This window comes from Roseibium sp. AWQ4_254 (assembly GCF_056161025.1).
Window position 1 is genome coordinate 20,464 of the sequence record NZ_JBSWYH010000023.1, and the last position, 26,852, is coordinate 47,315.

The following is a 26,852-nucleotide window of genomic DNA, read 5'->3' on the forward strand; positions in this document are numbered from 1 at the left end:
CTGCGCCTTGGACGGGCCCTTCAGAACGCGGCCAGCCAAAGCCTCCGCCCCGGCTGGCCAGGTCTCGTATCAGCGCCAGCTGCCCGGAAAGGCGATCTCGTCCAGGGGCATGCGGCCGCTCGGGGCTTCACGCTCCTGCAGGCTTTCCGGCAAGCGGCTGGCCTCTCCGCGAATTCCGATGGCAAAGGCGATTTCCGCCTTGAACCGGGCCGGTACGCCAAGGCGGTCATGAATTTCGTCTTTCAGAATACCGGCCATACCATGGGTGTGATAGCCGAGTTCGGTCGCCTGAAGCGCCGCATTGGCCCAGGCTGCCCCCGCATCGAAAGAATGATAGCTGCTTGGCCGGTTGGGTTTGCCGTCGGTGCCGTCCACTTCGGTATCGGAAAAGAGATAGACCAGCGCGGACGCATGCTGAGCCCAGTCCAGATTGAACGGATTGAGCAGGTTCACCAGCGTTTCCCAGGCTGCGTCGCTGCGGCGGGCATAGACAAAGCGCCAGGGCTGGATATTGAACGCGGAGGGCGCCCAGCGGGCGGCTTCCAAGATGGTCCTAAGGTCGGCTTCCGGCATATCCGACCCGTCAAAGGCACGGGGTGACCAGCGGTCGACAAAAAGTTCTTTCACCGGATGGTCCGGGGTACGGGCTGTCATAAAGTATCTCCAAAGCTCTCCCGGGAGGCCGTCCACCCGGGCGGTTTGGACATAGAAAGGATCGACCCTGATATCCAGATCGTTTTTGGAAAATGACTGTTTATTCAGCAGGAACGGCTTGTCTACCGCTGCGGCGGTCCAGGTCCGCCGGCGGTTTAAGCGCCGGAGCGACCAGGATCGCGGTGACCACCATCAGCGCACAAAGCAGCTCCACCCGTCCGAAGGCTTCCCCAAAGACAAACCATCCCACCAGAAACATGGTCGGCAGCTCAAAACTGCCCGCCGCCGCCGTACGCATAGGGCCGATTTTCTGGCATGAGACCGTATAAAGCACCTGCGGGATCAGAGCCGTGACCAGACCCATCAGGCCAATCACCCAAAGCAGGTCGAGAGATGCTGGCACGATCGATCCGCCCCCCTCTTTGAGGGCGAGCGGCAACAGCCCGATGACGGATCCGGCAAGGGTGCTGACCGTGCGCTCCAAGGAGGACAGGCCACCGGACAGACCTGTCAGAAGAACAATCAGAAATCCGAAGGCAACCGGCGCCGGGATGGCCCAGATCAGGGCGGAAAAGACCTCATGCGCCAGCACCGACGGGTCGAGCAAAAGGAGAGCGGCCCCGAGCACCAGCGCAATGGCTGCCAGACTGCGCGCGCCCGGAGCCTGACGCAACAGGACCCAGGCGAACAGGGCTGCGAAGGCCGGGTAGGACATATATACCACCCCAACGGCCGCCAGCGGAGCTGCCTTGATGGCTTCCAGATACCCGATCAGGCTGAGACCAACAGCGGCCCCGGCCCCGGCAAACAGCAGCGCCCTGCCGCGTTTGTGTTTTTCAATGGGCAGAAACGGCAGCAGGACAATCACCGACAAGCCATAGCGGTAGAGCGCAATTGTAGCCGGACCGGTTCCATAGCCCTGAAGCTCCCGCACAAAAACAGGCGCCAGGCCAAAACAGACCGCAGTCACAACAATCGTGAGCGTGGCTGCGGCAGGTGTGGAGACGAAAGGAAGGAAGGAACGTCTGGACATGCCCCTGAAACTACAGCCCCTGATTTCAGAAATAAAATTCCTAGTTTTCATTCTTTGCATGAAATGTTTTCATACAGCTCATGATCCCGAAACTCGCCCTCCACCACCTGACACTTCTCTGCGCCCTTCAGGAGACCGGAAGCATGACCCTGTCCGCCACCCGGCTCGGCATCAGCCAGTCGGCGGCCTCCCACCGGCTGCGGGAGGCGGAACGACGTCTTGGAGTGCCCCTGGTGTTGAAGGCGGAAACCGGCCTACAGCTGACACCGGAGGGAGAGCGGCTCAAGACATTGGGGGAGCGGTTCATCTCCGAACTGGCCCGCCTTGAGCAGGACCTGGAAGCCAGCGCCCAGAACAAACGCCAGCTGGTCCGGCTGGGCCAGGCCACCTACAGCCGCTATCATTGGCTGCCCGCGTTCCTAAGCTATCTGGAAAACAAAGCCCCGCAGCTCGCCGTAGACCTGTCGGGCAGTGCAACGGCCCGCCCTCTGGCCTCCTTGAGTGACGGTTCGGTGGATCTGTCCCTGGTCTTCGGGCGGCAGCCGGTTCTGTCCCGCTTCAAATCCGTGAAGCTGGGGTCAGACCCCATTGTTGCGGTGATGGCCAAAACCCATCCGCTGGCCGGGGAGGCGGTGGTCAACAGCGTCAACATGGGCGATGAGCGCTTTTTCGTCTATCCGCTGGCCGCCGAACCCGGCTTTGAATGGACCACGCTTTTGGGCAACCCCACGGTCCCGTTCCGCCGCCTCACCGCCATGCCCACACCGGAAGCGGTAATCGACCTCGTCAGGGCCAGTTTCGGCGTTGCCCTGTTCAGCCAATGGGCCATCGAACCGGAACTGGCCGACGGCACGCTGGTGGCCCGCCCCATCAGCGATGAGGGCATTTATCTGGACTGGTGGTGCGTGCGCAGGGCGTCCGATCCAGACGACAGCCCGGCCGCCCGGCTTGCCGCCGCATTGGTCGCCTGGAGCGGCCGCTCCGACCGGGCTCTGTCCACCCTCGCCTTCGGAACGGAGTGAGCCGGGCGAGGCCCGGAACGGTCATTTCAATTTGCGCTCTCAATCTCTGCTTTTTCAGCCAGAGCAGCGATCTGCTCTTTCAAGGGACTTGTGTCCTTTTCGGCATAAAGCGGGCGCAGCGCCGCGCGGGCCTGGTCCCCCTGCCCGGCCTGCAAAGAGACTTCTACAAAATGCAGGACGATTTCCGGCGATCGCCCCTGAGCCGCAGCCACCGCCTGCTTCAACAGATCCAGAGCTTCCTCCAGATCCCCGCGCTTATAGGCGGCCCACCCAAGCGTATCCAGAATGGCGGCGTTGCCAGGTTTCAATTCCAAAGCCGCTGCCGCCAGCTTCCTGCCTTCCGTCAAAGCCGCTGCATCACCGCGGCGGCTGACCAGAAACCAGGCCAGCTGATTCAGGGCAATATAGTTCTTCGGAGCAATCTGCGCGAAGTGCCGCAATGCGGCTTCGGCCGTATCCAGCTCGCCGATCTGTTCTGCCAGAACGCCGGTCCGCAGCAGAGTTTGCGGTTCAGGCAGAATACCAGCCGCCGTACCATAGGATTTCAAGGCCGCCTTGAAGTCCCCCTGCTGCAAAGCGATATCCGCGCGAAGCAAATGCGCCGCCAGAAAGCGCTCGTTGCGGGAGAGCCCATTGTCCAGCGCGTTCAAGGCTCCCGGAACATCTTTCGCCTCGGACAAAAGCGCCTCCGCCTGTAAAAAGCTAATCACTGCTGAAGAAGAGTGGTCTTTCGACAGGTCATCCAACATCTCCGCGATGCGCCCACGGGTAGAGGTCATTTGCAGGAAAAGCGGGATGGCCAGCGCCCGTGCGGCTTGCGGTGGTATGTCTTCGAACAGGTCCTTGTCTGTCAGTCCAACACTCCGGAACCGGTTCAAGGCCCCCTCGCCCTGCGCAAAAGCCTTCCGCACGGCCTCCGGGTCCGGCGCTCCTGCCGCCAGTAGCGATAAACCCTGATAGAGAGCATCCACGTTTTTAAATTTCCCGCCGGAGGCCGGGCCGGCAGCCTGCCTGCCTTGGGAAAGTGCCAGCGCGTAAGCGCCCACTCTGGCAACAGGGTCAGCCGGATTAAGCTCCAAGGCCCGTTGAAGAGCCCCTTCCGCAAGATGACTTTCACCAAGAGCGAGGTTCAGACGTGCTTTTGCCCGTTGCACCTTCAAGCTGTCCTGATTGGCCACAAGGCCAATTTCTCTTTGTACCCGGGCCAGGTCTCCTTCCCGGAGCCCGATTTCGACCGACAGCAGATCTGCGTCTTTGAGCACGGTCCGGTGCCTGTCTACAGCCTGCCTTGCTTCCTCAATCCGGCCGGTCTCCAGAAGCGCATCAACAAGGCCCGTTGCCGCTTCTTCGTTTTCCGGTTCACGCTGCAGACAAGCCTTGTAGCGCTCTGCGGCGGACGCTGGATTGCCTTCACCACTTTCAATGGACGCAAGGGCCAGGAGGGTCGGACAGGCTGGCGGCGCCAGATCAACCGCATGGGCCAGCGCCTTGTGCCCCGCTTGCCTTTGCCCGGTCTCGATCAAAACCGCCGCCAGGTTCGACCAATAAGTTGCTCCTTTCGGACCAGCCTCGGCAGCGGCCGTAAAATAGGGCAAGGCGGCTTCGGCCCCGTTCATCCGGTACGTTATCGTCCCCCTCAAGTTCTGGGCATAGGCGTGATCCGGATCCTTGTTCAGCACACTGTCCACTAGGCCGGCCGCCTCGGACAGCTGCTGGCGCTCCCTGTAGATCAGCGCTTGTGCGATGGCCCTTTCCTGATTGGGCAAATCTGTGCGTCCTGAAGCCAGAAGCGCGCTTTCCGCCTTCAGCAGCTCTCCGTCGAGCGCGTATCTGATGGCTGCAAGCGCAGCGGCCAACGGCCCTTCCCCGGCCCTGAAACCTTCCAATGCGCCGATATGAGCTTGCTGGCGCAAAAGCCTGCTTGCGGCCGGGGCCTCCAAACTGCGCCCCCCTCCGTCACCCGGGCCGCCAAGTTTCGGCGACCAATTCGCCTCCGGAGACAAAACAACAGCCGCTTTGAGAGGGCTGGAAAGAAAAGACAGGCAAATCAGCAGAGCCGGAATGGTGGCCCACCGAGCGCTTGAAACGCTGTAAAACATCATCAAAAACCTGGATTATTCTCTAAAAAGACGGCTCGGGGGTGTCCCCGAGCCGAATGTTTGAACCTCGCGTCTGCCTCATGAGACAGAGCGCCCGGCTTCAGTTCTTTTTACGGCGGAAGCGCGCAGCCCCCAGGCCACCGACTGCGGCAATCAGGAGCAGACCGGACGCTGGAAGCGGAACCGGCGTCGTGCCGCCGCCAGCCGTTCCGTAAAGCGTCAAAGACGCCGTGGCCGTTGAGCTATCAGTAAAGGTTGCCAGGGCAGTCCAGGTGTTCGCACCCGCCTTGAGGTTGAAGCCGGGGACGGTAAAGTTGCCAAGGGCATCCACCACAGCAGCAAACGTGTTTCCGTCCGGATCAGTGATCTGCACATCGGAAACACCGACAAGAACACCGCCGACGGAACCGCTGAAGACATCAACAATGTCCTGCGGATTGTCAGAGAAGTTCACGAATGTGCCCCCGCCGGCATTTGCGATGGCTTCCATGGTGCTTGTAGAGCTGCCCGGGAAGCTGACGGTGTTCACGGTATACCCATCTGCCAGCGCATTTGCGGCAGCTGTTTCAGCAGCAGAAACCGATGACCCCCCATCCGAGATCACAAGAATCTGCTTGGAGGTGCCACTCCGGCCGTTGGCGTCCAGCTGATTGTCAGCAGCGACGATCCCATCACGGATATCCGTTGTGCCTGACGCATCGACACTGTTGATGGCCGCCTCCACAGCAGCGGTGCCGCCTGGAAGGGTTGTGAGCGGCTGGACCACGTTGGCGTTGCTGTCAAATTCGACAATGCTAACCGCCGTTCCAGTCGGAAGGCTCCCGACCAGGCCCAGAGCGGCCTGCTGCTGCACTTCGCGGCGCGTCGGACTACCAAGAATTGGAACGCTGCTCCTCATGGATCCGGACGAATCCATAACGATCACAAGATCCAAGCCGCCTCCGACAGACCCGGACGCATTGGCTTGCCCTGTCGGCGACACCAGTGTTCCAACCGGATAGGCACTCCCGTCAGCCGGGCTCAGCCACGCGACCGAGCCAGCGGCTTGAGCAGCCCCAGCCCAGCCAAGAGCGCCAATAGCAATGACACCCGCCTTGGTTATTTTGGTAAAGTAGGACATGAATAAAAACCCCATTTCAAAACAAAACGCACGTTAGGTTCGTGCGGCGCGATATCGTTAAAAATTCACAAACGACATGTCAAGATACTGAATTCATCAGATTTAATCAAAATTTAATTCAATTTTTTTGATATTATTTTTCAAATAACAAAACTATACACCAACATTGAAATAATCAATCTACAAACTTTAGGTAAATTTAATTTATCCGTCCAAGTGATTGATATTTCGTCCAAAAGTATCTTCAGCCTCTCGCCTTCCTCGACGAATGCCCGAATGCGCTACATCCTGAAAGGGCGCCCGCAAAACCTGTTAGACACTGCTGCAGCGTCGCCCTCGACAGGCAAGAGGGGCACGAAAATTCTGGATGCCAGAGACAGAGTTTAACCTGTGAGACAGCTCATCAACGGCTCACGCAGTCTTGAAGGGCTGCCGCAAAAAGGTCTGAGCGGCACTCAGGAAGGTGACCTATGCTGGGCGGGAAGCAATTTGCCGAATGGGCTCGTAGCAAGCGCGATTGATGATGACCTATTTGACCGCACTCAGGGGACATCGGACGATGTCGCACGTCTGGCCAGATCCCCAGCCGGGCAAAAGCAGCGTGACACAGCCCGGCGGGTCTCATGACCGCCGCAGCTGGCGCCTATGCATCTTTCGCCCTTGAACGGAACGCCCATGCCAGACCGGGAGCAAACATATGGCTGATCTCCGCCCGCAGACGCTTGCCGAACTGATCGCCGATGGTGCCGTGCATGTGACCGGGATCTGTCTTGGCCTGACCGCCTGCATCATCCTCGCTGTCAGTCTTTGGCATGCGGACGATCCGGCCCGGCAGGTGACCGTCATGATTTATGCGGCCTGCTTGATGGCCATGTTGATCTGCTCCGCGCTCTACAACATGCTCGCACGGGACCAGCGCTCGGGTATTTTGCGGCGGCTGGACCACGCGGCCATCTTCCTGATGATCGCCGGAACCTATACGCCGCTGGCCGGAGTGATCATCGGCGGCTGGACCGGTGGAATTCTGCTGGCCGTGGTCTGGACCGGCGCGGTCTCGGGCGCTGTTGTGAAGTTATTCCACCTGACCGGCCTGGACCGGCTGACGGTGCCCATCTATCTGGGGCTCGGCTGGGTGGTTGTCTTTGCCGCAGGCCCGCTGATCGAACGAGCCTCCCCTTTCGGCTTTTTCATGATCCTGGGCGGCGGCCTGCTCTACACGGTGGGCACCGTGTTTTACGCCTGGAAACAGTTGCCGTTCCAGAATGCGATCTGGCACGGCTTTGTGCTGGCGGCCGCCATTTGCCACTTTGGCGCCGTGCTGCATGATGTTGCGATGATCTGACACCATATATCAACCAGCGCTGGCCCGCCGCAGCTGCCGGTGTCTCAGGCTTCCCCGTCAGGGTCCTCGCTGAGTACCACAACCTTGGTGCGCAAGGGCACCCGGTTGAACAGGTCAATCACGTCCTGCTGCCACATGCGGATGCAGCCCGAGGACACGCTTTTGCCGATGGAGGACGGTTTGTTGGTGCCGTGGATGCGGAATAATGTGTCCCTCGAACCTTGCCACAGATCCATGGCCCTGGCCCCGAGCGGGTTTTTGAGCCCGGGCGGATAGCCCTTTTCCCAATAGCGCTCCAGGGACGGTTTGCGGGCAATCATTTCCCGTGGAGGGCGCCAGATCGGGTGTTCCCGTTTCACCCGGATCAACGCCTCGCCGGACCAGGCAAATCCCGCCCGGCCAACACCAATCCCATAACGCAGGGCCTTTTTGTTGCCCAGCGTCCAATACAGGAAGTTGTTATAGGGATCGACAATGATCGTGCCTGGCCGTTCCCGTGTCTTGTAATCCACCACCTGGCGCCAATATGTTCGGTCAAAGGCCTTGTAGTTGATCGCAGGCCAAGTGAAATCCCCGTCCGGCAAGGCGGCATAGGCCGACGCATAATCAAAGGTTTCATCCGGCAGGTCTGCCTGATCCGGCAATCCGACCACGGTCTGGCATCCGGCCAGGGCGCTTCCAACCAGAAACACCCCCCCTGCCAGAAGCACACGCCTGGAGACCGGGGCAGCCTCCTCCGGGTTCACCTTGATCCGGTGCGGCACATCATGCGTCATGGAACCTCCAAAAAACTGGACCTCTTCTTGCGTCAGCTTTTCAGGTGTTGCAAGTCACATTCGCAAAAGCCGCCTTACAATCTCCGTGACAGTGTTTAAATAGAGACGGACCGGTCTGCATCGGCCCATCTCTTCCCCGCTTTGCCAAGGACCCTTTATGCCCACCGCTCCTGCCACCTGCCCCTTCCCTGTCTTTGATGGTCATAACGACACGCTGCTGAAGCTTGAAACCAGTGCCTTGAAAGGGGAGCCGCGCTCCTTCTTCGACCGCTCTGACAACGGCCATATCGATCTGGAGCGCTCTAAGGAAGCCGGGTTTTCCGGGGGGCTTTTTGCCATGTTTGTGCCCTCCAATCCCGAACAGGACTTCGCAAAGCCGTTCGATCCCCGTGATCCGGCCAATTTTCAGGAGGTGCCCCAGGACGCGGCCCACGCCTTCACCTTGCGCCTTCTGGAGCGCGCCGAGCAGATCGAAGCCGAGGCCGGCGGCGATGTCTGCATCTGCCGCACACCGGAGGAAAACACACAGGCTGTGGAGGCGGGCAAGCTGGCCGTCAGCCTTCACATTGAGGGCGCGGAAGCCATCGATGCCAATTTCTATGCCCTTGAGGAGTTCTACAAGCGCGGCCTGCGCTCCCTCGGGCTGGTTTGGAGCCGTCCCAACGCCTTTGCCGAAGGCGTGCCCATGGCCTATCCGGCCTCCCCCGATACCGGCGCGGGCCTGACCGGGGCCGGACGCGATCTGGTGCGGGCCTGCAACAAGCTGGGTGTGCTTCTGGACGTCTCGCATCTGAACGAAAGAGGGTTCTGGGATCTGGCCCGGATTACCGAACGGCCGATTGTCGCCAGCCATTCCAATGCCCATGCGCTGTGCGCCAACAGCCGCAACCTGACCGACAAGCAGCTTGATGCCATCAAGGAGAGCGACGGTCTGGTCGGCATCAATTTTCATGTGGCCTTCCTGCGCCCGGATGGCACCCATAACCGGGACACGCCTTTGGAGGTCATTGCCGATCATGCCGCCTATCTCGCCGACCGCATAGGAGAAGACCGGGTGGCCCTCGGCTCGGACTTTGACGGCTGCCTTGTGCCTAAGGATCTGGGCGATGTCACTGGCCTTTACCGTCTGTTCGAAGTGCTGGAGAGCCGTGGCTTCTCGGAAGCGGCGATGCGCAAACTGGCGCATCAAAACTGGCTTTCGGCGCTCAAAAAGGCTGCCGCCTAAGATCAAAATTGAGCCAGATCCGGCAGAAATGCGCGTCTTTTTTCTGACTACTCGCAATTTTGTGACCAGATCTGTCAATTTCGCGATTGAAATTCAAGCAGATAGACTAGACTATAGTCTGATAAGTTAAATTGGCAGTCGCTAAATTACCAATCCCGGCGCTGCATCTCACGAGTGTTGATTGGCAGGCCAGCTCCGGCAGACCTCAAATTGACGTGGATGAGATGCAAAAGACCGGAAGGCAGCTGCAAAGGATAGGCGTGCCCCATTGACCGTTTTCCCGGTGCTGTCGGAGAATTCGGAACCCTTGCGCTTCATTCGGGCTCCGTATGCGGACGGAACCTTGCGTTGGGGTATTGAGCGCAAGGCCACTTCGATGTCTGGGACGGGGGAAGGACGTGACGTTAAGTTTTGCTGCCGCTGAAACGGCCCAGACCAACGGTCAGGCTGGCGACAAGCGCCCGCGCAAATCCGCGGCCGTTTTTCAGGACCTGAAACGGAAGATCATCACCGGTGAGCTGACCCCTGAATGCCCGATGACCGAACAGGCCCTGGCCGCAGAATATGGCTGTTCGCAAAGCACGATCCGCGAAGCGTTGATGCTGCTTCAGGAAGGCGGCCTTGTGGTCAGGCGGGGCTATCAGGGCACCTATGTCACCGACCCCAGTCTCAATGAGGCCCTTCTGTTGCTGCGCATGCGGATTGACATTGAAACCGCCGGGGCGGCGGAGGCGGCCCGCAACATGACCCCTTGCATGGCGGAAACCTTACGAGATCTGGACACCCATTTCCAGGAAGCCCGTGAAGGCCGGGACCTGTTTGCCTGTGCGGAAATCGACCGGCATTTTCATCTTCAGATTTTCAGACTGGCGGACATGCCCGCCCTGGAGCCGATCCTCGTGCGCACCTCGATGATGCTCCAGCGGGTGCTGCTGCCCAATCCGATTTCCGACTCGACCTGGAGCAGCAAGAACCGGGTCACCCATGCGCAAATGATCTGCGCCCTGGAGGAGAAAGACGGTCAGAAGCTGGCGAAAATGACGCGCTTCCACATTCTGTCCAGCGCTGTTCAGCTCGCGCCGGATTTTTATGGCTCCAGCGTGGAAGGACTGATGGGCGAAGGCTGACACGGCCGCTAAGCTCATGCAACTGCGACACATCCACCTCTCCGCTCCGTCAGATCATCTTTCACCGGATGAGTGTTGCGCTGCCTGAACTCAGAAATGTCAGCGCACAAGGCAAGCCGGTTCGCATCCATATGAACACGGCACGTCCGAATCCTCTTTAGCCGGTCTCCCTCATCTGCCTTTTGGCCAGCATTGCCGCACCGATCAGTTCCCGCGTATAGGCGGACTGCGGGGCTTCGAAGATGTGTTCAGCCGTTCCCGCCTCCACCACCTTGCCACGCTGCATCACCATGACCGTGTCGGAGAGGGCCCGCACCACCGCCAGATCGTGAGAAATGAACAGATAGGTGAGGTCGTGGGCCTTCTGCAGATCGCGCAGAAGCTCGACCACCTGCTTCTGGATCGTACGGTCGAGGGCTGACGTGGGCTCGTCCAGCACCACCAGTTCCGGCTTCAAAACCATGGTCCGGGCAATCGCGATGCGCTGGCGCTGGCCGCCGGAAAACTCGTGCGGGTAGCGGTTGCGCATCACCGGATCCAGTGACACTTCTTCCAGGGCCAGGCAGGCGCGGGCCTCCCGCTCCCGGGCACTCAGGGACGGTTCATGCACCAGAAGGCCCTCCGCTATGATTTGCCCGACGGTCAGGCGCGGGCTGAGCGATCCGAACGGGTCCTGGAAAATCAGCTGCATGTCCTTGCGCAGCCCGCGCATGGCCGCCCGGTCCAGGCCCGAAATCTGCTGTCCCTGAAACACGACCCGGCCGCCGGCAGGCAGAAGGTTCAACACCGCCCGGCCGAGGGTCGACTTGCCCGATCCGCTTTCCCCGACAATGCCGAGCGTCTGGCCCTTGCGCAGGGAGAAGCTGATATCGTCAACGGCCCGCAAGATGTGCTTTGGCTGCAGAAAGCCCGTATCCAGCTGGAATTCCACGTTGACCTTTTGCGCTTCCATCAGCACAGGGGCATCGTCCGGCACCGCAGGTTTGCGGCCCGATGGCTCCGCATCCAGCAGCATGCGCGTATAGGGATGTTCAGGGGCAGCAAAGATCCTGCCCGTGTCGCCGCACTCCACCACCTCACCGGTTTTCATCACATAGACCCGGTCCGAAATCCGGCGCACGATGCCCAGATCATGGGTAATGAAAATTACCGCCATGCCGAGCCGCTGCTGCAGCTCGCGCAGGAGATCCAGAATCTGGGCCTGGGTGGTTACGTCCAGCGCCGTGGTCGGCTCGTCGGCAATGAGCACATCGGGGTCATTGGCCAGCGCCATGGCAATCATCACACGCTGGCGCTGCCCCCCGGACATCTCATACGGATAGGCTTTGATCTTGCGCTCCGGCTCAGGAATATTCACCAGCTTGAGCAGCTCCAGCGCCTTGGCCTGGGCCGCTTTCCATGACAGGCCGCCATGAACAACCATCGGCTCTGCCAGCTGGCGGCCAATGGTGTAAAGCGGATCGAGCGACGTCATCGGCTCCTGGAAGATCATGGTGATCCTGGCGCCGCGCACCCGGTTCAGCTCCCGGACCGGCAGGCCCAGAAGATTGCGCTCTTCATAGACCACGCTGCCTTCGGTGCGGCCATTGGTGGCCAGAAGCCCCATGGCCGCCATCATGGTCTGGCTTTTGCCCGAGCCGCTTTCACCCACAATCGCGACCGTCTCACCGGCCTTGACGGTGATATCAACACCGCGCACGGCCTCCACCGGGCCGGTGGCCGTGTCAAAGGTGACTTTCAATCCGTTGATGGACAGTACGTCCTGGCTGTTGTCCTGCGTCATGCCCGTCTCCTCACCTGTCTTTCGGATCCAGCGCATCGCGCAGCCCGTCGCCAATGAAGTTCAGCGCGAACAAGGTCGATGTCAGGAAAATGGACGGGAAAATCAGCATCCACGGCGCCCCTTGCAGGTTGCGTGCGCCTTCGGAAATCAGAACGCCCCAGCTGGTCATCGGCTCTTGAACCCCAAGGCCCAGAAAGGACAGGAAGCTCTCCAGCAAGATCACCTTGGGCACCAGCAGCGTCATATAGACAACCACTGGCCCGAGCGTGTTGGGAATGATGTGCCGGCGCAAGATGCCGCCATCGCCAACTCCCATGGCTTCGGCGGCCTGCACATATTCCTGCCGCTTGATAGTCAGGGTCTGGCCGCGCACGATCCGGGCCATATCAAGCCACTCCACCGCCCCGACGGCAATGAACATCAGCACAAAGTTGCGGCCGAAAAACACCACTAGCATGATGACAAAGAAGATGAAGGGCAGCGAATAGAGAATGTCCACCACCCGCATCATCATCTGGTCGATGCGCCCGCCGAGATAACCGGAGGCCGCGCCATAAATCACGCCGATGGAAATGGCCACCACCGTTGCCAGCAGCCCGATGGTCAGCGACACCCGCCCGGCAATGAAGGTGCGGGTCATCATGTCCCGGCCATTGGCGTCCGTGCCGAAGTAAAAATGCTTGTAGTCAATCTCAGCCCGCACAACTGCCGATTTTCCGTCTTCGGACAGATCACTCACCTGCGCATTGTGGAACAGGTCGCTGCGGTCAAAATACCGGCCCGTACGCGGATCGATTTTGCGGCGGGAGGTGACCTTGGCCACCACGCTGCCGCCCTCCAGCGCATAGGTTTCCACCGTGACCCGCGCCCGTTTGGCTGCCGCGCGGAAACCCGGCTCAACCTGATCGGGCTTGGGATAGGCCGAGAGGCTTGCCGGGACTTTCACATAGTCCCGGTAGACGGTCTTGAAGCCATGGGGCGACAGCTCCGGCCCCAGGATCGAGATCAGGGTGATCGCCAGGAGAACCGCCATGCTGGCCACCGCCGCCCGGTTGGCCAGAAGACGGTCGCGGGCATCGTCCCAAAGGGACCGCCCCTTGCCGGGTGCGCCATTGCCGGTTGCAGTCACTGTCATGTCCTGCCTCCCCTCAGTCGTAGCGCACACGCGGATCAAGCAGCGCATAGAGAAGATCCACGATGAGGTTGAACAGGATGACAAAACAGGCGACCACCACAACCGTGCCCATCACCAGCGTATAGTCGCGGTTGAGCGCTCCTTGCACGAAATAGCGGCCAATGCCCGGAATGCCGAAGATCGTCTCCACCACCACGGACCCGGTCAAAAGCGCTGCGGCCGCCGGGCCCAGATAGGAGACAACGGGCAGAATCGCGCCGCGCAGCGCATGCACGACGATGACCAGATAGGAGCTCAGGCCATAAGCCCTGGCGGTGCGCACATGGTTGGAGCGCAGGGCCTCGATCATCGAGCCCCGCGTCAGCCGGGCCACCACAGCCACCTGCGGCAGGGCCAGGGTCACCACCGGCAGGATAACATTGACAAAGGCCCCGCCATTCCAGCCGCCGACCGGCAGCCAGCCAAGCCAGACCCCCAGCACCAGTGTGAGGATCGGCGCAACGACAAAATTGGGAATGGTGACACCGAGCGTCGCGGCCGCCATCACCGTATAGTCGGTCGCCTGGTTCTGCCGGAGTGCGGCAATCACCCCCATGGTCCCGCCCACTACCAGGGCAAGGCACAGTGCGGACAGGCCGAGCTGGATGGAGATCGGCAGACTCGCGGCAAACAACTCGTTGATGGTGAAATCGCGGAAATAGAAACTCGGCCCGAAATCCAGCCGGGAAATGCTGTGCAGGTATAGCAGATACTGGTTCCAGAGCGGCTCGTCGAGGTGATAGATCCTGTTCAGGTTCTCCATCACCTTGGCCTCAAGCGGCCGCTCCAGATCGAACGGCCCGCCGGGCGCGATCCGGATCAGAAAAAACGAGAGTGTGACAATCAAAAAGAGGGTCGGGATTGCGCCAAGCAATCGGCCGAGCACATATCGGTGCATGGAGGTCCCCTGTCATCCTTCCGGCGGTCTTTTGCTGGCCACCTTGAGAGATACCGGCAGGAGGGTCCTGCCGGTTCCGGTGCTCTTATTCGGAAATGCTCATCCAGCGGCTCGGATGGACGTTGAGAAGATTGTCCTCAAATCCGGAGACCTTGTCCGACACCAAGTTCATGGACCCGTAATACATGAGCGGAATGAAAGGCAGATCGCGCATGAACAGCTCTTCGGCCTGTTTCAGCACGGCAGCGCGCTTTTCCAGATCGATGGTCTGGGCAGCCTCATCCATCAGCGCGTCATATTCGGGATTTTCATACCGGGCATAGTTGAAGCCGGTATTGTCGCTTTCTACCATGAACAGGAAGTTCTGCGGATCGGAATAATCACCGATCCAGCCGGCCCGGGCGATGTCGAAATCCCCGCGGTCGCGCAGCATGGCGTAGTGGGTCTTGGTGTCCGTGTTGATCATCGAGATTTCGACCCCCAGCGGGGCCCACATGTCGGCAATGGCAACAGCCGTGTTCTTGTGATTTTCGGACGTGTTGTAGTTGATCGTCAGTTTCAGCGGATTGTCCGGGCCATAGCCGGCCTTTTCCAGAAGTTCAAGCGCCTTGTCCTCCCGGTCGATCTGGGACATGTCCTTGTAATCCGCATAGGCGGGCTCGCCGTAATTGCCGATGCCGGGCGGCACAAAGGAATAGCCGGCCACCATGGTGGAGCCCCAGATCTCGTCTGCCAGGAATTCCCGGTCTATGGACATGGACAGCGCCTGACGCACATCCGGATTGGACAGCGCTTCATCCTCATGGTTCAGCGCGTAATAATAGGTACCGAGATAAGGCGCGACGCGGAACTTGTTGCCCAGTTCCTCGCGCATGAAGGCGACCTGCTCGGTCGGCGCATCATCGTTGGTGTCCAGCTCACCGGCCTGGAACCGGCGCAGGGCCGCGCCCCGGTCTTCCGTCGGATAGAAAAAGACCGTGTCGATCTTCACATTGTCCGCATCATGAAAATAGGGGTTCTTGGTGGCTTTCACGTGAGCGTTCGGGATGAACTCTGCCAAGGTGAACGCGCCATTGGTAACAATATGCTCCGGTTTGACGAAATCCTTGCCATAAGCTTCAACCGTGGCTGGATGCACCGGCAAGCCGGTCTGGTGGGCCAGGAGATCGACAAAATAGGGCGTTGCCGCTTCCAGGGTGATTTCGAGCGTCTGGTCATCAAGGGCCTTGACGCCCAGCGTGTCCGGGTCTGCTCCGCCCTTGTTGATCTTTTCCGCGTTTTTGATCGGATAGAGCACAGTTGCATATTTCGCGCCGGTTTCCGGCGTCATGATCCGTTTCAGGGAATAGACAAAATCTCCCGCGACAACCGGATCACCATTCGACCATTTGGCATCATCACGCAGTTTGAAAGTATAGGCCGTGCCGTCGTCCGACACAGTCCATTCGCTGGCAACACCCGGGATGATCTTGCCGTCAGCACTATAGGCCACCAGGCCTTCATAGAGATCGCGCAGGATATGTGCTTCATAAACTGTAGACGTAATGTGCTGATCCAGCGTTTCCGGATCAGCCGTATTGCCGCGATGATACACTACCTCAGCAAAGGCAGTCAGTGAGGTGGCCGCCATCAAGGCTGCCGCAAGCGCCGTTACACGCATCGACTTCAACATTCTCGCTCTCCCCTCTTGGATTATCTTTGGAGCTACGGAAACGATAGAAAAACAGAATTCCACGCTCCATGCGCGCAATCAACCTTGCCCTTAGGGCATGTTCCTATTTTTGTCGAAGAAAGGCGATATTTTTACACACTTCAGCCTAAATCAGGAAAATTATCCCGCATTTAATGACCCCGCCGCATAAAGATCGGCAGCGTCACGAAATAAAATTACCCAATTAGCGGCAAAAACGATATTTTCCACTGTAAGCCAGATAGGTGCCCGTATTGGGGTTGAAAGATTTGTACTTCCGGGCGCAATAGGCTGCCCATTGGGGCGTGAACGGGGCCAGGCCTGTCTTGGTGTAGGGCACGCGCTGCGGCTGTCCCACATAGGCGCGCGGAGCAACATAACGGCGCGGCGCAATATAGCGTGGGGCCACGTACCGGCGGGGCGCAACGTAGACCCTGGACCGGTAAGGATAGGCCCGCCGGTCATACGGATGATAGTAATAGGGCGGCCCATATGGCAGGAAGGGTGGCCCGGTGAAGTCGCGCGCGCCATAAAAGACACCGCTGCGATAGCCGCCCGTGCCGAAACCGAAGGTTATGCCGCCGCCGCCCACATAAAACCCGTCCGCCTGGGCCCGGTCCGGCAGGGCAAGGCCCGACAGAACGGTCACGGCAAGCGCAAGACCTGCCGCAAGACCAAAGACCCGGCAGGCCGAGAGAGACGAAGTCCTGATCAGATCATACATTTCTGGCTCCTCCCGGCCGCCCGGCGCGCGCGCCCGCATCCGGACTGGCCGGTTTGTGTCCACAGCCCACTGACCCAACGGCAAGCCTACACCAGCCCGGCGCAAAAATCCGCCCGGCCCCGATCAATTTTTCTGCGCGGATGGCGTTGCGCTGCTTGACCGAGCCAGCGGGCCGTCCTCCACACCGCGCCTTGCCTGCAAATTGGAAAATACCATCAGACCGGTTTCTATCAGGTGAGATTGGTATTAAGAGGAGCCGTCCAATTCACCGACGCGTTCAAAGGTTTTCATGGCCCCGCCCCTGCTGACACTGCGAGACATTCATCTGACTTTCGGCGGCACGCCGCTTCTGACCGGTGCCGAGCTGTCCGTCTCGGAAGGAGACCGGATCTGCCTGGTGGGCCGCAACGGGTCCGGCAAGTCGACATTGTTGAAAATCGCGGCTGGACTGGTGGAAATGGACCGGGGCGAACGCTTTTTCCAGCCCGGACGCACCGTGCGCTACCTGCCCCAGGACCCGGATCTGAGCGCCTATGGCTCCACCCTCGACTATGTCAATGAGGGCCTGACCGAAGGGGATGATCCCTATCGCGGCGCCTATCTGCTCAACGTGCTCGGCCTGAGCGGCCAGGAAGACCCCAAGGCGCTGTCCGGCGGTGAGGCCCGGCGCGCAGCGCTCGCCCGCACGCTGGCGCCGGAACCGGACATCCTGCTTCTGGACGAACCCACCAACCATCTGGATCTGCCCGCCATCGAGTGGCTGGAAGAGGAGCTGAAAAGCCTGAAATCCGCCCTCGTTCTGATTTCCCATGACCGGCGTTTTCTGGAAAATCTCTCCCGCGCCACGGTCTGGATCGACCGGGGCACCTCCCGGCGCATGGATCGGGGCTTTGCCCATTTTGAAGCCTGGCGCGACGAGGTGTTCGAGCAGGAAGAGATCGACCAGCAGAAACTGGCCCAGAAGATCAAGCGCGAAGAGCACTGGATGACCTATGGGGTGACCGCACGGCGCAAGCGCAACATGCGCCGGGTGCGGGAACTGGCCGCCCTGCGCCAGCAAAAGCGCGAGCACCGGGGGCCACAAGGCACGGCAAAGCTGGCCGCGAGCGACGCAGAGGTCTCCGGCAAGCTGGTGGCCGAGGCCAAGGGTATTTCCAAGTCCTTCGGCGAGCGGGTCATCGTGAAGGACTTTTCCACCCGCATCCAGCGGGGCGACCGGATCGGCCTTGTGGGGCCGAACGGGGCCGGCAAGACCACCCTTTTGAAAATGTTGACCGGAGAGCTCGCCCCCGATGTGGGCACCACACGGCTCGGCACCAATCTGGAAATGGTGACGCTGGATCAGAAGCGGGAAAACCTGGACCTGAATGACAGTCTGGCCATGGTGCTGACCGGCGGGCGCGGCGACATGGTCATGATCGGCGACGAGAGCAAACACGTCATGTCCTATATGAAGGACTTCCTGTTCTCGCCCGAACAGGCCCGCACCCCGGTCGGGGTCCTGTCCGGGGGCGAGCGCGCCCGCGCCATGCTGGCCCGGGCCCTTGCCAACAAGTCCAACATGATGGTGCTCGACGAGCCGACCAACGATCTCGACCTGGAAACCCTCGACCTCTTGCAGGAGCTTCTGGCCGATTATCCGGGCTCCGCCCTGATCGTCTCCCACGACCGCGATTTCCTCGACCGGGTCGCCACCTCCGTCATCGTTCATGAGGGCGACGGCCTGTGGCGCGAATATGCTGGCGGCTATACGGACATGCTGGCCCAGCGGGGAGAAGGCGTCACCGCCCGCGAGGCGAACAAGGCTGCCCCCCCCAAGCGCGGCAAACAGGCCCCGCCAAAGACCGCCGCCGAGACCCCCAAGGCAAAATCAAAGCTTTCCTTCACCCAGCAGCATCTTCTCAAAACCCTGCCGGAGACAATTGAAAAGATAGACGCCCGGCTGGCCAAGCTGCAGGCGGAGATGAACGACCCGCAACTCTACGCCCAGAACCCGGACAAATTCGCAAAACTCTCGCAGACCATCACGGACCTGACCGCGGAAAAGGATGCGGCAGAAGAACAGTGGCTGGAGCTGGAGATGCTGAACGAGGGGTGATTGCGGGTCGTGTGTGCGGGACAGGCGGCTCCCAATCGCCCTTGCCTTGCCGGACTCCATTGCGAGTAGACCCCCATCGGATCGGGGATGACCTTCTGAGGAGCAGCCGCAACGCTTTTTTCTCGCAGAGCCGCCACCCGCACTCCCTCATCCTGAGGAAGGTCTTCGCGTGGCTGGTGCAGGAGCGAAGTCCCTCACCTGAGGTCCTTGTAAAACACCGTGGTCGGGTCCAGAGATCCGTGGCTGTTATAGGCATAGTTGGGGATGATGCCGGTTTTCTGGTAGCCGCAAGTGGGGTAGAGCTGTTCGGCCCGGTCGCCGGTGACCGTGTCGAGAACCAGAAGCCACCGGTCGAGGGACAGGGCCAGGCCGTCAATGGCCGCCATCAGATTGCGGGCAAGGCCCTTGCGGCGGTGGGCCGGGTGGACCATCAGCTTTGCAACCTCGGCCCGGTGACCGCCATTGTCCTGGGGCGCGAGGGCAAGCATCACAACGCCCGCAAGGCCTTCTTGAGACCGCACGGCCATGAGAAAGGCCTCCCCCGCCTCCAGTTTCGGGATTTGAGAGGCCCAGAAGCGGTCCGCCTTGTCCTGTGACAGGGGCAGAACAAAGCCGATCCCGGCCCCCTCTTCCACACAGACGATTAGCAGATTGGAAAGGTCTGTCAGCGCCTTACGTGCGTCCTCGGCGGACAGAAGGGTGACCGGCGGCGCGGGGCAGAAGAGCGTTGTTGTCATGGGGTGATCACCGTCAGCAGGTAGCGGGCCGGGCCCGGGCCCGGTGCATGGTAGGAATTGGGAGTGTTGAGCTGGAAGCGCAGGCAGTCTCCGGGCTGAAGCGTGTGATGCTCGTCCCCAAGGGTCATCTCCAGCGCCCCTTCCAGCAGCACCAGATGGTGCTCCAGATCCGGAAGCGGCGGCGCCGCATAAGAAAGGGTGGCTCCGGCAGGCAGCTGCCCTTCTATGACGCTGCCGCGAAACCCGCTTGCGGCCGGGGATATGGACCGGCGGCGGAACCCGCTCACCGGGTCCTGCCAGACCAGCTGATTTTCCCGGGCGATCCTGGCCTCCCGCACCGGGGCGCCGAAGCCGAAGAGATCGGCCATTGTCACCTGAAACGCCCTTGCGATCTGGCCGAGCACCACTGCTGTCGGGCTGGTGTCTCCCCGTTCGATGCGCGACAAGGTGGCCCGGCTGACACCGGACTTTTCCGCCAAACGCTCCAGCGGCCAGTCTCGTGCGCGCCGCAGACCGGCAATCCGCCGGCCAATCTCTTGATCCAGACCAGACATGAAAATCCCTAATTTGAGATACATCTCATATATGAGATTTCTCGAACTGCCAAGACCTTTCCTTCAGAGCGGCGGTTCTTCCAGTCTTGCCGCCTCTGCCACAAGACCGGTCTCCGTCGATTGAACCGGGAAGACGCTGTCAGAGCTGGAGCATAAAGGCTTCCAGCCTGAGCAGAGAGGGAAACACCGAAGGTGATGGGACGGGTGAGCGAAGCGGTCCGTTCCCCACCCCACTTACGCGCTTACACCCTTACGCCCTCGAGAACACCGCGCTGGCATTGACCCCGCCGAAGCCGAAGCCGTTGGTGAGGATGTGATCCACCTGCCGGGAGATGGCCTTGCCAGGCACCAGATCAAAACGGGTCATGGCCTCATCAGGCCGGTCCAGATTGCGCGAGGGTGGCAACTGGCCGGACAGGAGCGCCTTGATGCAGGCCACAGCCTCCACCGCCCCGGCAGCGCCGAGCAGGTGCCCGAACATGGATTTGGACGAGGAGACCGCCAGATCCTTGCCACGCCCGGCAAACAGCGTTGTCAGCGCTGCGATCTCGGCGGCATCCCCCACCGGTGTGGAGGTGGAATGGGCGTTGACATAGCCGATATCGTCCGCCTTCAGACCGGCTTGGGCAAGAGCATGGCGCATGGCCCGCAAGCCGCCTTCCCCGTCCGGCGCAGAGGACGTGACATGATAGGCGTCGGATGTGGTGCCATAGCCGGTGAGCTCGGCCAGAACCGGCGCGCCCCTGGCCTCTGCATGGTCCTTGTCTTCCAGCACCAGAATACCGGCGCCCTCCCCCATGATGAAACCGTCCCGGTCCTGATCAAACGGGCGGGAGGCTGCTTCCGGCGTGTCATTACTGCCGGAGGACATGGCCTTGGCGGCACAAAAGCCCGCATAGGAGACCCGGTCGATGCAGGCCTCCGCTCCGCCAGCCACCACGACATCCGCTTCGCCGCCCCGGATCAGCCGGGCCGCGTCTCCAAGGGCCTGCAGGCTCGCGGCACAGGCGGTCACAGGGGCGCCGATAGGCCCTTTCAAACCGTAGCGGATGGCGACCTGCCCGGCTGCCAGATTGGCGAGAAAGGACGGCACCAGAAAGGGCGAAGCCCGGCGCGGGCCCTTCGCGTCCACAAGACGGGTGCCCGCCGTCATGGCCGGAAAGCCACCAACACCAGTACCGATTACCGTGCCGGTGCGCTCCTTCTCCCGGTTTGTTTTCGGCGCCCAGCCCGCGTGGGCCAGCGCTTCCTGAACGGCGCCCATGGCATAGTGGATAAACGTGTCCGAGCGGCGCTGTTCGCGCAGCTCTAGCACCGCATCCACATCAAACCCATGCGGGTCTTCTGCCCGGGTCGGCACTTCGCCTGCGACTTTGCAAGACAGCCCCTCCGGATCAAACCGGCTTATGCTGCGAATGCCATTTGCTCCCTCTGTCACCCGTTTCCAGAATGCCTCCAGGCCGGTTCCCACCGGGGAGACCACCCCAAGCCCGGTAATCACGATACGCCGCATGTTTCACCTTTCTGCCGCTGCAAGTTTGCCCCCTTGCCCGGTCTGTGTATGTCCTGCGCTGTCACCGGCCAGGACTTGAGAGAGTGATTCAACACGGTGCGCCTACATCTCAGAAAGGCGCTTCAACGTCTTGATCGTGTTTAGAAAATCGATATCCGCAAGATGCGTCTTCACATCGTTCTGCGCTTGCCGCCACAGGGGCAAGGCCTTCTGCAGCAGCGCGTCGCCCTCTGCCGTCAGCCGGTAGGTCTTGCTTCTGGCGTTGCCTGAGACGGCGGACACCACAAGGCCCTTCTTTTCCAGAAGCGCCATATTGCGCACAAGCGTGGTACGCTCCATGGACAGGCGCCCGGCCAGTTCGCCCGTTGTCTCCTCGCGCCTCTGATAAACCGCGACCAGAACGGAAAACTGGCCCGCCGTCATGCCCGCTTGCCGGGCCAGCCGGTCATAATAGCGGCTCACCGCCCGGGCCGCCTTGCGCGCATTGTCCAGAACGCAGAGAGAAAAGTCATCTTCAACCATACGCTTAAAGTGTGCATATACACACACCATGTCAAGCCTTTCCTGTACGGCCTGCAACATTCCGCAATGTCATCAGTGCTTTGCCTTTTTCTGCGAAGCAGTTACGGTGCATGAATACCCGAAACGTGAGGAGATCAAGATGTCGGATGCGGTTCAGGCAGTCGAAACCATGAAAGCGAAGATCCAGGAGAATTGGGGCTGGTTCCTGGCACTTGGCATCGCGCTTGTGCTGGGCGGGCTCATCCTGATCGCCGCGCCCTATGCAACCTCGATTGCCGTAACAATCCTGATTGCGGCCGTGCTTGTCGTGGGCGGCCTCGTTCAGATCTACAATGCGTTCAAGACCCAGGGCAGCTCCAGTTTCCTCTGGAACCTGATCACCGGTCTTGTGGCGGTGATCGGCGGCATCCTGATCTATGTGAATCCGATGGTCGGGGCCTTCACGCTGACCCTGCTTCTTGCCGCCGTGTTTGCAGCCCAGGGCATCAGCCAGGTGCTGCTTGCCTTCAAGCTGAAACCCCATGAGGGCTGGATCTGGGTGCTGGTGGCCGGCATCGTCTCGCTTATTGCCGGGGTGATGATCTGGATGGAACTGCCGAGTTCCGCCACCTGGGCACTTGGCCTGATTGCCGGGATTTCGGTTCTGATCAATGGCTGGAGCTATATTGCCATTGCTCTGGCCGCCCGTGCCTCCAGGGGCTGATACCAATCTCCCCTGACAGAGGCCTGCCTATTGGAAAATCCGGGCCTTGGCGTCCTCGCTCAGGCAGATCCAGCTGCCTTCCTCAACGTCCTCCAGTCCCAGCTGACCGATCCGGCAGCGGGCCAGGGCCGTCACATGATTGCCCGTGGCCGCAAACATGCGGCGCACCTGATGGTAGCGGCCTTCATGGAGCGTGAGACGCGCGGATTTTTCGCCCAGAACCTCGAGCTCGGCCGGTTTCAACGGCTTGTCCTCGTTCTCCAGCATCATCTCACCGGAGGCAAACAGCGCGTCTTCTTTCCCGCTCAAGGGCCGGTCCAGCTCAACGTCGTAGATTTTCGGCACGTCGGATTTCGGCGAAATGACCTTGTGCAGAAAGGTGCCGTCATCAGTGAAGAGCAGCAGGCCCGATGTGTCCTTGTCCAGCCGTCCGATGGTCGAGAGTGCCGGTTTGCGCAGGCGGAACCGGTCAGGCAGCAGATCATAGACCAGTCGGCCCTGATCCTTGGCTGAACAGGTGTAGCCAACAGGCTTGTTTAAAAGGATCACCACCCCTTGCGCCGGGTCGAGCGGCTCGTCATCGAACAGAATGTCCTCATGGGGCGTCTTGCTGTCAGCCTTCAGCCGTGTGCCACCGGTGTCCGTCGCCCAGCCATTGCGGATCGCGATCTGCATTTCCTTACGGCTGCCATAGCCGAGATTTGCCAGCAGTTTCACCAGCCGCATGTCAGCGCCCTCCCTTGCCCTTGACCGCCCGGATGACCTTGTAGCCGCCCTCATCCGCCAGCTGGGTCACGTCTGCAAACCCTTCAGAGAGCGTATGCTCATAGGGCAGATGCCGGTTGGCGACCATGTAGAAGGTCCCGCCCGGCCGCAATCCGGCGGATGCCGCCCGGATAAAGCCCTGGCCGACATCGGCCCGGTCTGCCTTGCCCGCCTGGTGGAACGGCGGATTGGAGACGATGAAGTCGTAAGGCCCTTCCAGCCCTTTGGTCACATCACTCCAGATGCCGGTCATGGCGCGTTTGCCCTTGAAGGCGGCAAGGTTCTGCTCCGCCAGATCCAGCGCCCTCTTTTCCGCTTCATATAGGTCCATGCCGGTCACCGCCGGGGCGTTTTCAAAGACGGTGCGGGCCAGATAGCCAAAGCCCGCCCCCAGATCCGCGCCCTTGCCTTTCAAGGACGCAGGCAGATGGCTGGCCAGAAGCCGGGAGGCCGGATCAATCCGGTCCCATGCAAACAGGCCCGGACGGCTGACATAGGCCCCGTCCAGAACCGGGCGCGGCGCATCCAGCGCAGTCCAGGTTGTCAGGAGTTCCTGATTGAGCGTCTCTTTGTGGACAGCGCCCCAGACAACCCGGCACTTGTTTTTGGTCAGCCGCTCAGCCGTGCCCAAAAGGGCCTCAACATCGCTTTCAAGGGTTCTGGCGCCTTCTGAATTGGGAGCACAGGCGATCATCTGCCCGCCATCGCGTGTCTTCAACACCGCATCGGCCAATTGCGCCCGTGCCTCGTGCCGCTGGCGGGTGGGCAGCACAAACACTGCATCTGCAGCGCTTTCCTGCGTTTCGGGCACAACGGTCAGTCCGGTTTTGGCGAGAGCGTCCCGGTCCGGGGCAAAACTCTGGACGCAGGTCACCGTGAAACCGTCCAGGGCCGCCAGCGCCCGGCCGGCCCGTGCCCGTAAAAACAGCACTTTGGCGTTTGACGACATTTCCAGCGCCTCCGTTTCCAGAGGCAGAAACAACGTGTCGAGTGCAGGATCAGACATGAAAGACCTTTGCCGGAGCGTTCCAATTGCAGCGCTCATAGCGCCACAACGCTGATCCGTCAAAAGGTCCCGTCGGATTTGAAGGCCTTGCCGTCGACAAGAAGCTGCAAAGGCACCGCACGGCCATCTGCCGCGATGGCGACCTCAATCTGCATCCGGCTGGTGTCAAGTTTCTCGATCACCTTGCCCTGGCCCTCGGGCACATAAAACGCATCTATGCCATAGTCGGCCCGGATGGTCTTTCTTGTCACAGAGCGCACTTCTCCAGCCAGCAGAACACTGCCTGCCCCGCCCCCACTCTCAGCGCGGGCGGCCTCAAGGGATCCGGCGACTGCCACCGGCTTGAGCCCTCCGTCCGCCTGCCGGAGCTGAACGAAAATCCGGTCCCCCCGTTTGAGATCCTGCGCGCCGGGCAGATCCACGGGCAGCCGGTTGATGCTGAGATTCACGATCACATAGTCGCCGCGCAGCAGGTCCCTTGGATCCACGGGGGCAAGCTGCAGGCGTTCCACCTGACCAGTGGCCTGAATGTGCAACCGGTCGGCCAGCGGCATGACGATCAGCGCAAGCTGGATGAGCGCCAGGAGACCCCAGCGCCAAGCCCCTCTCGACGGCTGGGCGGGAGCAAGGGCAGCAGCGCGGGCACTCATTGTCCAGCCTCCTGACGGCGGGGCTCAGCCCCCCCTTTGCGGATCATCCGTCCCAATCCCAGCGCCAGCACGAGCAGCAGCGCGCCTGCGGCAAGGAAAAACACGGACTGGCCAAGCAGTGACCCGATGGTCTCATAGAGCAGCCAAACAGCAACGGCCGTCAGGCCCAGATACGCGCAGACCATCCAGAATCGGTTGTTGACCCATGTCGCCAGCCCGCACAGGCCGACGAGCGCAGCCATGGCAAATACGGCAAGCACAAGATCGTTGCGGGTCAGGACAGGCATCACCACGGCGGCAAGCGCCAGTCCGGTGATCCCAATCATGGCTGCGGCTTTTGCGGTCTTGAAGGACAAGAGCAGGCCCACCACCAGCAAGACAAGGGCCAGGCCAAAGGGAAGCAGCGCGGGAAGCTGAAGCAGACCGGCGGAGACACCAAGGCCCGGAACATGCTGAAAAAAGATCAATCCGGTGGCGGTCAGGCCGGACAGAACCAGAAACCCGGCATTTTGCAGGGAGCGGCCCATGAGCCAGTGGCCAAGCTTGCGGGCGGGAAGATCACTGGACCATTTCACGATCAGATCCGCCACAGGGTCGGCCAGCATCATGACGGCGCCCAGCCCGCCAGCACCGAAAAGCCCCAAGGCAACGATAAGACCGTCGGGCGCGCCGGTTGACGTGACCGTGTCGGCGAACCAGCGGCCATAGCTCACCGCTGTCAGGCTGACCGCGAGCCAGCGGGAGAGACTGGCCGGATAGAGCATGGCATGGGCAAAGACCGCTGCGAGCAGCGCCAGGCCGGTCAGATCCTGCACAAGCGTGGCTTCGCCGGGTTCGGCTCGTGACACCTGCCACACCAAAGCGGCAGCCACCGCAACCACAAGCCCGGCCCGGGCCCCGGTCAACCAGGCTGCTGCCAGCCCTCCCAGACAGACCAGAAAGGCCCCCCCGGGCCAATCCGCCGGAAGATGAAAGATCTGCCCGACCAGGGCCAGCCCTCCGACAAAGACCAGCGTGGCAAACCCGGTCAGAAGATCCGCCACCCCCTGCCGTCCCCTGGATGCGGCATGGGCGGCCGCAAAATGGCTCGCCAGCACCATAACGGCAATACCGCTCAGCTTGACCAGTTTCGGGATCGCGCCCCAATTGGCCGCAATGAAAGCAAACACTGCCAGCGCAACGCAGACCATACCGATCCCCGCCAGGGCCAAGGGCAATCGGGAACGGCCATCGGCGGGATATTGATCCAGGAGGATATTGGCCGCCCCCTCCGCGCTCACCCAACCTCTCTTGACCCAGATCTCCAAGTCTTCTTTCAGTCGCTTTCTATAGGTCCAGTCAAACATCATCTGCTGCCGGCTGCCGCCTTCCCGATCAAAATCATCTTAGCCTGCGAACCGTCGCCCACCTGCAGGCAAAGCGCTAGATATCTTGCAAAAGCGGAGCAACCAAGGCCACCGTGAGATTCTCGAAAGAAACCCGCTACATGGTATTCTGACGCTGCGTTTTCATGCACATATTATGCAATCTAGGCTTGCAGACAGTCGCAATCTTGCTATCTTGATAAGTGTAATTCTGGCAAAGTCAGGATTGCACAGCTCGCAACGGGCTGGTTGGACAATGTTTCGAGGGCACCA

General features: G+C 60.8%; 24 protein-coding genes. 6 read left to right on the forward strand and 18 right to left on the reverse strand.

The window, feature by feature from the left end; translation table 11 throughout:
* Positions 1–69 precede the first annotated feature (69 nt).
* Together ACXAIC_RS17470 and ACXAIC_RS17475 are read right to left on the reverse strand one after the other, a co-directional pair.
* Positions 70–654: a nitroreductase family protein gene (locus tag ACXAIC_RS17470; protein ID WP_475182859.1), complete on the reverse strand. Its 585-nt coding sequence runs from the start codon at positions 652–654 to the stop codon at positions 70–72.
* A 100-nt stretch (positions 655–754) separates the two neighbouring features.
* A complete protein-coding gene (locus tag ACXAIC_RS17475; RefSeq protein ID WP_475182862.1) occupies positions 755–1,687 on the reverse strand; it encodes a DMT family transporter in 933 nt (310 codons plus the stop codon).
* Between the two features lie 80 nt (positions 1,688–1,767).
* On the opposite strand from ACXAIC_RS17475, the gene ACXAIC_RS17480 reads away from it, so the two are divergent.
* The gene (locus ACXAIC_RS17480; RefSeq protein ID WP_475182865.1) at positions 1,768–2,709 is read left to right on the forward strand and encodes a LysR family transcriptional regulator; all 942 of its coding nucleotides are present in this window, start codon (positions 1,768–1,770) and stop codon (positions 2,707–2,709) included.
* Positions 2,710–2,735: 26 nt separating this feature from the next.
* Here ACXAIC_RS17480 and ACXAIC_RS17485 read toward each other — a convergent pair whose 3' ends face one another.
* Together ACXAIC_RS17485 and ACXAIC_RS17490 are read right to left on the reverse strand one after the other, a co-directional pair.
* Positions 2,736–4,565 carry a tetratricopeptide repeat protein gene (locus tag ACXAIC_RS17485; RefSeq protein ID WP_475182868.1) on the reverse strand — a complete coding sequence of 610 codons (1,830 nt, stop codon included), beginning with the start codon at positions 4,563–4,565 and terminating at the stop codon, positions 2,736–2,738.
* Between the two features lie 343 nt (positions 4,566–4,908).
* Positions 4,909–5,928: a VWA domain-containing protein gene (locus tag ACXAIC_RS17490; protein WP_475182871.1), complete on the reverse strand. Its 1,020-nt coding sequence runs from the start codon at positions 5,926–5,928 to the stop codon at positions 4,909–4,911.
* Between the two features lie 697 nt (positions 5,929–6,625).
* Here ACXAIC_RS17490 and trhA point away from each other — a divergent pair.
* Complete coding sequence (trhA, locus tag ACXAIC_RS17495; protein ID WP_475182874.1) at positions 6,626–7,270, forward strand: PAQR family membrane homeostasis protein TrhA; 645 nt, start codon at positions 6,626–6,628, stop codon at positions 7,268–7,270.
* Between the two features lie 44 nt (positions 7,271–7,314).
* Here the strand turns inward: trhA and ACXAIC_RS17500 are convergent, their stop codons facing one another.
* Complete coding sequence (locus ACXAIC_RS17500) at positions 7,315–8,046, reverse strand: L,D-transpeptidase (protein ID WP_475182879.1); 732 nt, start codon at positions 8,044–8,046, stop codon at positions 7,315–7,317.
* Positions 8,047–8,203: 157 nt separating this feature from the next.
* Here ACXAIC_RS17500 and ACXAIC_RS17505 point away from each other — a divergent pair, with 157 nt between their 5' ends.
* Positions 8,204–9,271: a dipeptidase gene (locus tag ACXAIC_RS17505; protein ID WP_475182885.1), complete on the forward strand. Its 1,068-nt coding sequence runs from the start codon at positions 8,204–8,206 to the stop codon at positions 9,269–9,271.
* A gap of 398 nt (positions 9,272–9,669) precedes the next feature.
* Positions 9,670–10,398, forward strand: coding sequence for a GntR family transcriptional regulator (locus tag ACXAIC_RS17510; protein ID WP_475182888.1), 729 nt, complete (start codon positions 9,670–9,672; stop codon positions 10,396–10,398).
* A 157-nt stretch (positions 10,399–10,555) separates the two neighbouring features.
* On the opposite strand, the gene ACXAIC_RS17515 is transcribed toward ACXAIC_RS17510, so the two are convergent.
* The 5 genes from ACXAIC_RS17515 to ACXAIC_RS17535 form a co-directional block, all read right to left on the reverse strand.
* Positions 10,556–12,181, reverse strand: a complete 1,626-nt coding sequence (locus ACXAIC_RS17515; RefSeq protein WP_475182893.1) for an ABC transporter ATP-binding protein — start codon at positions 12,179–12,181, stop codon at positions 10,556–10,558.
* Between the two features lie 10 nt (positions 12,182–12,191).
* Positions 12,192–13,316: an ABC transporter permease subunit gene (locus ACXAIC_RS17520; RefSeq protein WP_475182894.1), complete on the reverse strand. Its 1,125-nt coding sequence runs from the start codon at positions 13,314–13,316 to the stop codon at positions 12,192–12,194.
* 13 nt (positions 13,317–13,329) lie between these two features.
* Positions 13,330–14,253: an oligopeptide ABC transporter permease OppB gene (gene oppB, locus ACXAIC_RS17525; protein ID WP_475182899.1), complete on the reverse strand. Its 924-nt coding sequence runs from the start codon at positions 14,251–14,253 to the stop codon at positions 13,330–13,332.
* Positions 14,254–14,338: 85 nt separating this feature from the next.
* The gene (locus tag ACXAIC_RS17530) at positions 14,339–15,925 is read right to left on the reverse strand and encodes a peptide ABC transporter substrate-binding protein (RefSeq protein ID WP_475182903.1); all 1,587 of its coding nucleotides are present in this window, start codon (positions 15,923–15,925) and stop codon (positions 14,339–14,341) included.
* Between the two features lie 223 nt (positions 15,926–16,148).
* Entirely contained in the window at positions 16,149–16,667 is a 519-nt protein-coding gene (locus ACXAIC_RS17535; protein WP_475182906.1) for a BA14K family protein, read from the reverse strand.
* A gap of 289 nt (positions 16,668–16,956) precedes the next feature.
* Between ACXAIC_RS17535 and ACXAIC_RS17540 the strand changes: the two genes are divergently transcribed.
* On the forward strand, positions 16,957–18,765 hold the full coding sequence (locus tag ACXAIC_RS17540) for an ATP-binding cassette domain-containing protein (protein WP_475182910.1): 1,809 nt from the start codon (positions 16,957–16,959) through the stop codon (positions 18,763–18,765).
* A gap of 194 nt (positions 18,766–18,959) precedes the next feature.
* Here ACXAIC_RS17540 and ACXAIC_RS17545 read toward each other — a convergent pair whose 3' ends face one another.
* The 4 genes from ACXAIC_RS17545 to ACXAIC_RS17560 form a co-directional block, all read right to left on the reverse strand.
* Positions 18,960–19,502, reverse strand: a complete 543-nt coding sequence (locus ACXAIC_RS17545; protein WP_475182915.1) for a GNAT family N-acetyltransferase — start codon at positions 19,500–19,502, stop codon at positions 18,960–18,962.
* Complete coding sequence (locus tag ACXAIC_RS17550; RefSeq protein ID WP_475182919.1) at positions 19,499–20,056, reverse strand: helix-turn-helix domain-containing protein; 558 nt, start codon at positions 20,054–20,056, stop codon at positions 19,499–19,501. Before ACXAIC_RS17550 ends, ACXAIC_RS17545 begins: the two co-directional genes overlap by 4 nt.
* 250 nt (positions 20,057–20,306) lie before the next feature.
* Complete coding sequence (fabF, locus tag ACXAIC_RS17555; protein ID WP_475182923.1) at positions 20,307–21,569, reverse strand: beta-ketoacyl-ACP synthase II; 1,263 nt, start codon at positions 21,567–21,569, stop codon at positions 20,307–20,309.
* A gap of 102 nt (positions 21,570–21,671) precedes the next feature.
* Positions 21,672–22,091, reverse strand: coding sequence for a MarR family winged helix-turn-helix transcriptional regulator (locus ACXAIC_RS17560; protein WP_475182927.1), 420 nt, complete (start codon positions 22,089–22,091; stop codon positions 21,672–21,674).
* A gap of 139 nt (positions 22,092–22,230) precedes the next feature.
* Here ACXAIC_RS17560 and ACXAIC_RS17565 point away from each other — a divergent pair, with 139 nt between their 5' ends.
* The gene (locus tag ACXAIC_RS17565) at positions 22,231–22,794 is read left to right on the forward strand and encodes an HdeD family acid-resistance protein (RefSeq protein ID WP_475182930.1); all 564 of its coding nucleotides are present in this window, start codon (positions 22,231–22,233) and stop codon (positions 22,792–22,794) included.
* Positions 22,795–22,821: 27 nt separating this feature from the next.
* Here the strand turns inward: ACXAIC_RS17565 and ACXAIC_RS17570 are convergent, their stop codons facing one another.
* Genes ACXAIC_RS17570 through ACXAIC_RS17585 form a run of 4 tightly spaced genes read right to left on the reverse strand, consistent with a single transcriptional unit; the run spans position 22,822 to position 26,564 of the window.
* Positions 22,822–23,520 (reverse strand): pseudouridine synthase, encoded by a 699-nt coding sequence (locus ACXAIC_RS17570; RefSeq protein WP_475182934.1) that lies wholly within the window; start codon positions 23,518–23,520, stop codon positions 22,822–22,824.
* 1 nt (position 23,521) lies between these two features.
* On the reverse strand, positions 23,522–24,565 hold the full coding sequence (locus ACXAIC_RS17575; protein ID WP_475182937.1) for a class I SAM-dependent methyltransferase: 1,044 nt from the start codon (positions 24,563–24,565) through the stop codon (positions 23,522–23,524).
* A 59-nt stretch (positions 24,566–24,624) separates the two neighbouring features.
* The gene (locus tag ACXAIC_RS17580; protein WP_475182939.1) at positions 24,625–25,215 is read right to left on the reverse strand and encodes a GDYXXLXY domain-containing protein; all 591 of its coding nucleotides are present in this window, start codon (positions 25,213–25,215) and stop codon (positions 24,625–24,627) included.
* A complete protein-coding gene (locus tag ACXAIC_RS17585; protein ID WP_475182942.1) occupies positions 25,212–26,564 on the reverse strand; it encodes a DUF2157 domain-containing protein in 1,353 nt (450 codons plus the stop codon). Before ACXAIC_RS17585 ends, ACXAIC_RS17580 begins: the two co-directional genes overlap by 4 nt.
* Positions 26,565–26,852 lie beyond the last annotated feature (288 nt).

Bases quoted from the DNA above. Each gene is read 5' to 3' on its own strand.
- ACXAIC_RS17470 (WP_475182859.1), bottom strand. From the start codon at position 654: ATGACAGCCCGTACCCCGGACCATCCGGTGAAAGAACTTTTTGTCGAC.
- ACXAIC_RS17475 (WP_475182862.1), bottom strand. From the start codon at position 1,687: ATGTCCAGACGTTCCTTCCTTCCTTTCGTCTCCACACCTGCCGCAGCC.
- ACXAIC_RS17480 (WP_475182865.1), top strand. From the start codon at position 1,768: ATGATCCCGAAACTCGCCCTCCACCACCTGACACTTCTCTGCGCCCTT.
- ACXAIC_RS17490 (WP_475182871.1), bottom strand. From the start codon at position 5,928: ATGTCCTACTTTACCAAAATAACCAAGGCGGGTGTCATTGCTATTGGC.
- trhA (WP_475182874.1), top strand. From the start codon at position 6,626: ATGGCTGATCTCCGCCCGCAGACGCTTGCCGAACTGATCGCCGATGGT.
- ACXAIC_RS17500 (WP_475182879.1), bottom strand. From the start codon at position 8,046: ATGACGCATGATGTGCCGCACCGGATCAAGGTGAACCCGGAGGAGGCT.
- ACXAIC_RS17505 (WP_475182885.1), top strand. From the start codon at position 8,204: ATGCCCACCGCTCCTGCCACCTGCCCCTTCCCTGTCTTTGATGGTCAT.
- ACXAIC_RS17515 (WP_475182893.1), bottom strand. From the start codon at position 12,181: ATGACGCAGGACAACAGCCAGGACGTACTGTCCATCAACGGATTGAAA.
- ACXAIC_RS17520 (WP_475182894.1), bottom strand. From the start codon at position 13,316: ATGACAGTGACTGCAACCGGCAATGGCGCACCCGGCAAGGGGCGGTCC.
- oppB (WP_475182899.1), bottom strand. From the start codon at position 14,253: ATGCACCGATATGTGCTCGGCCGATTGCTTGGCGCAATCCCGACCCTC.
- ACXAIC_RS17530 (WP_475182903.1), bottom strand. From the start codon at position 15,925: ATGTTGAAGTCGATGCGTGTAACGGCGCTTGCGGCAGCCTTGATGGCG.
- ACXAIC_RS17535 (WP_475182906.1), bottom strand. From the start codon at position 16,667: ATGTATGATCTGATCAGGACTTCGTCTCTCTCGGCCTGCCGGGTCTTT.
- ACXAIC_RS17540 (WP_475182910.1), top strand. From the start codon at position 16,957: ATGGCCCCGCCCCTGCTGACACTGCGAGACATTCATCTGACTTTCGGC.
- ACXAIC_RS17545 (WP_475182915.1), bottom strand. From the start codon at position 19,502: ATGACAACAACGCTCTTCTGCCCCGCGCCGCCGGTCACCCTTCTGTCC.
- ACXAIC_RS17550 (WP_475182919.1), bottom strand. From the start codon at position 20,056: ATGTCTGGTCTGGATCAAGAGATTGGCCGGCGGATTGCCGGTCTGCGG.
- fabF (WP_475182923.1), bottom strand. From the start codon at position 21,569: ATGCGGCGTATCGTGATTACCGGGCTTGGGGTGGTCTCCCCGGTGGGA.
- ACXAIC_RS17560 (WP_475182927.1), bottom strand. From the start codon at position 22,091: ATGGTTGAAGATGACTTTTCTCTCTGCGTTCTGGACAATGCGCGCAAG.
- ACXAIC_RS17565 (WP_475182930.1), top strand. From the start codon at position 22,231: ATGTCGGATGCGGTTCAGGCAGTCGAAACCATGAAAGCGAAGATCCAG.
- ACXAIC_RS17570 (WP_475182934.1), bottom strand. From the start codon at position 23,520: ATGCGGCTGGTGAAACTGCTGGCAAATCTCGGCTATGGCAGCCGTAAG.
- ACXAIC_RS17575 (WP_475182937.1), bottom strand. From the start codon at position 24,565: ATGTCTGATCCTGCACTCGACACGTTGTTTCTGCCTCTGGAAACGGAG.
- ACXAIC_RS17580 (WP_475182939.1), bottom strand. From the start codon at position 25,215: ATGAGTGCCCGCGCTGCTGCCCTTGCTCCCGCCCAGCCGTCGAGAGGG.
- ACXAIC_RS17585 (WP_475182942.1), bottom strand. From the start codon at position 26,564: ATGATGTTTGACTGGACCTATAGAAAGCGACTGAAAGAAGACTTGGAG.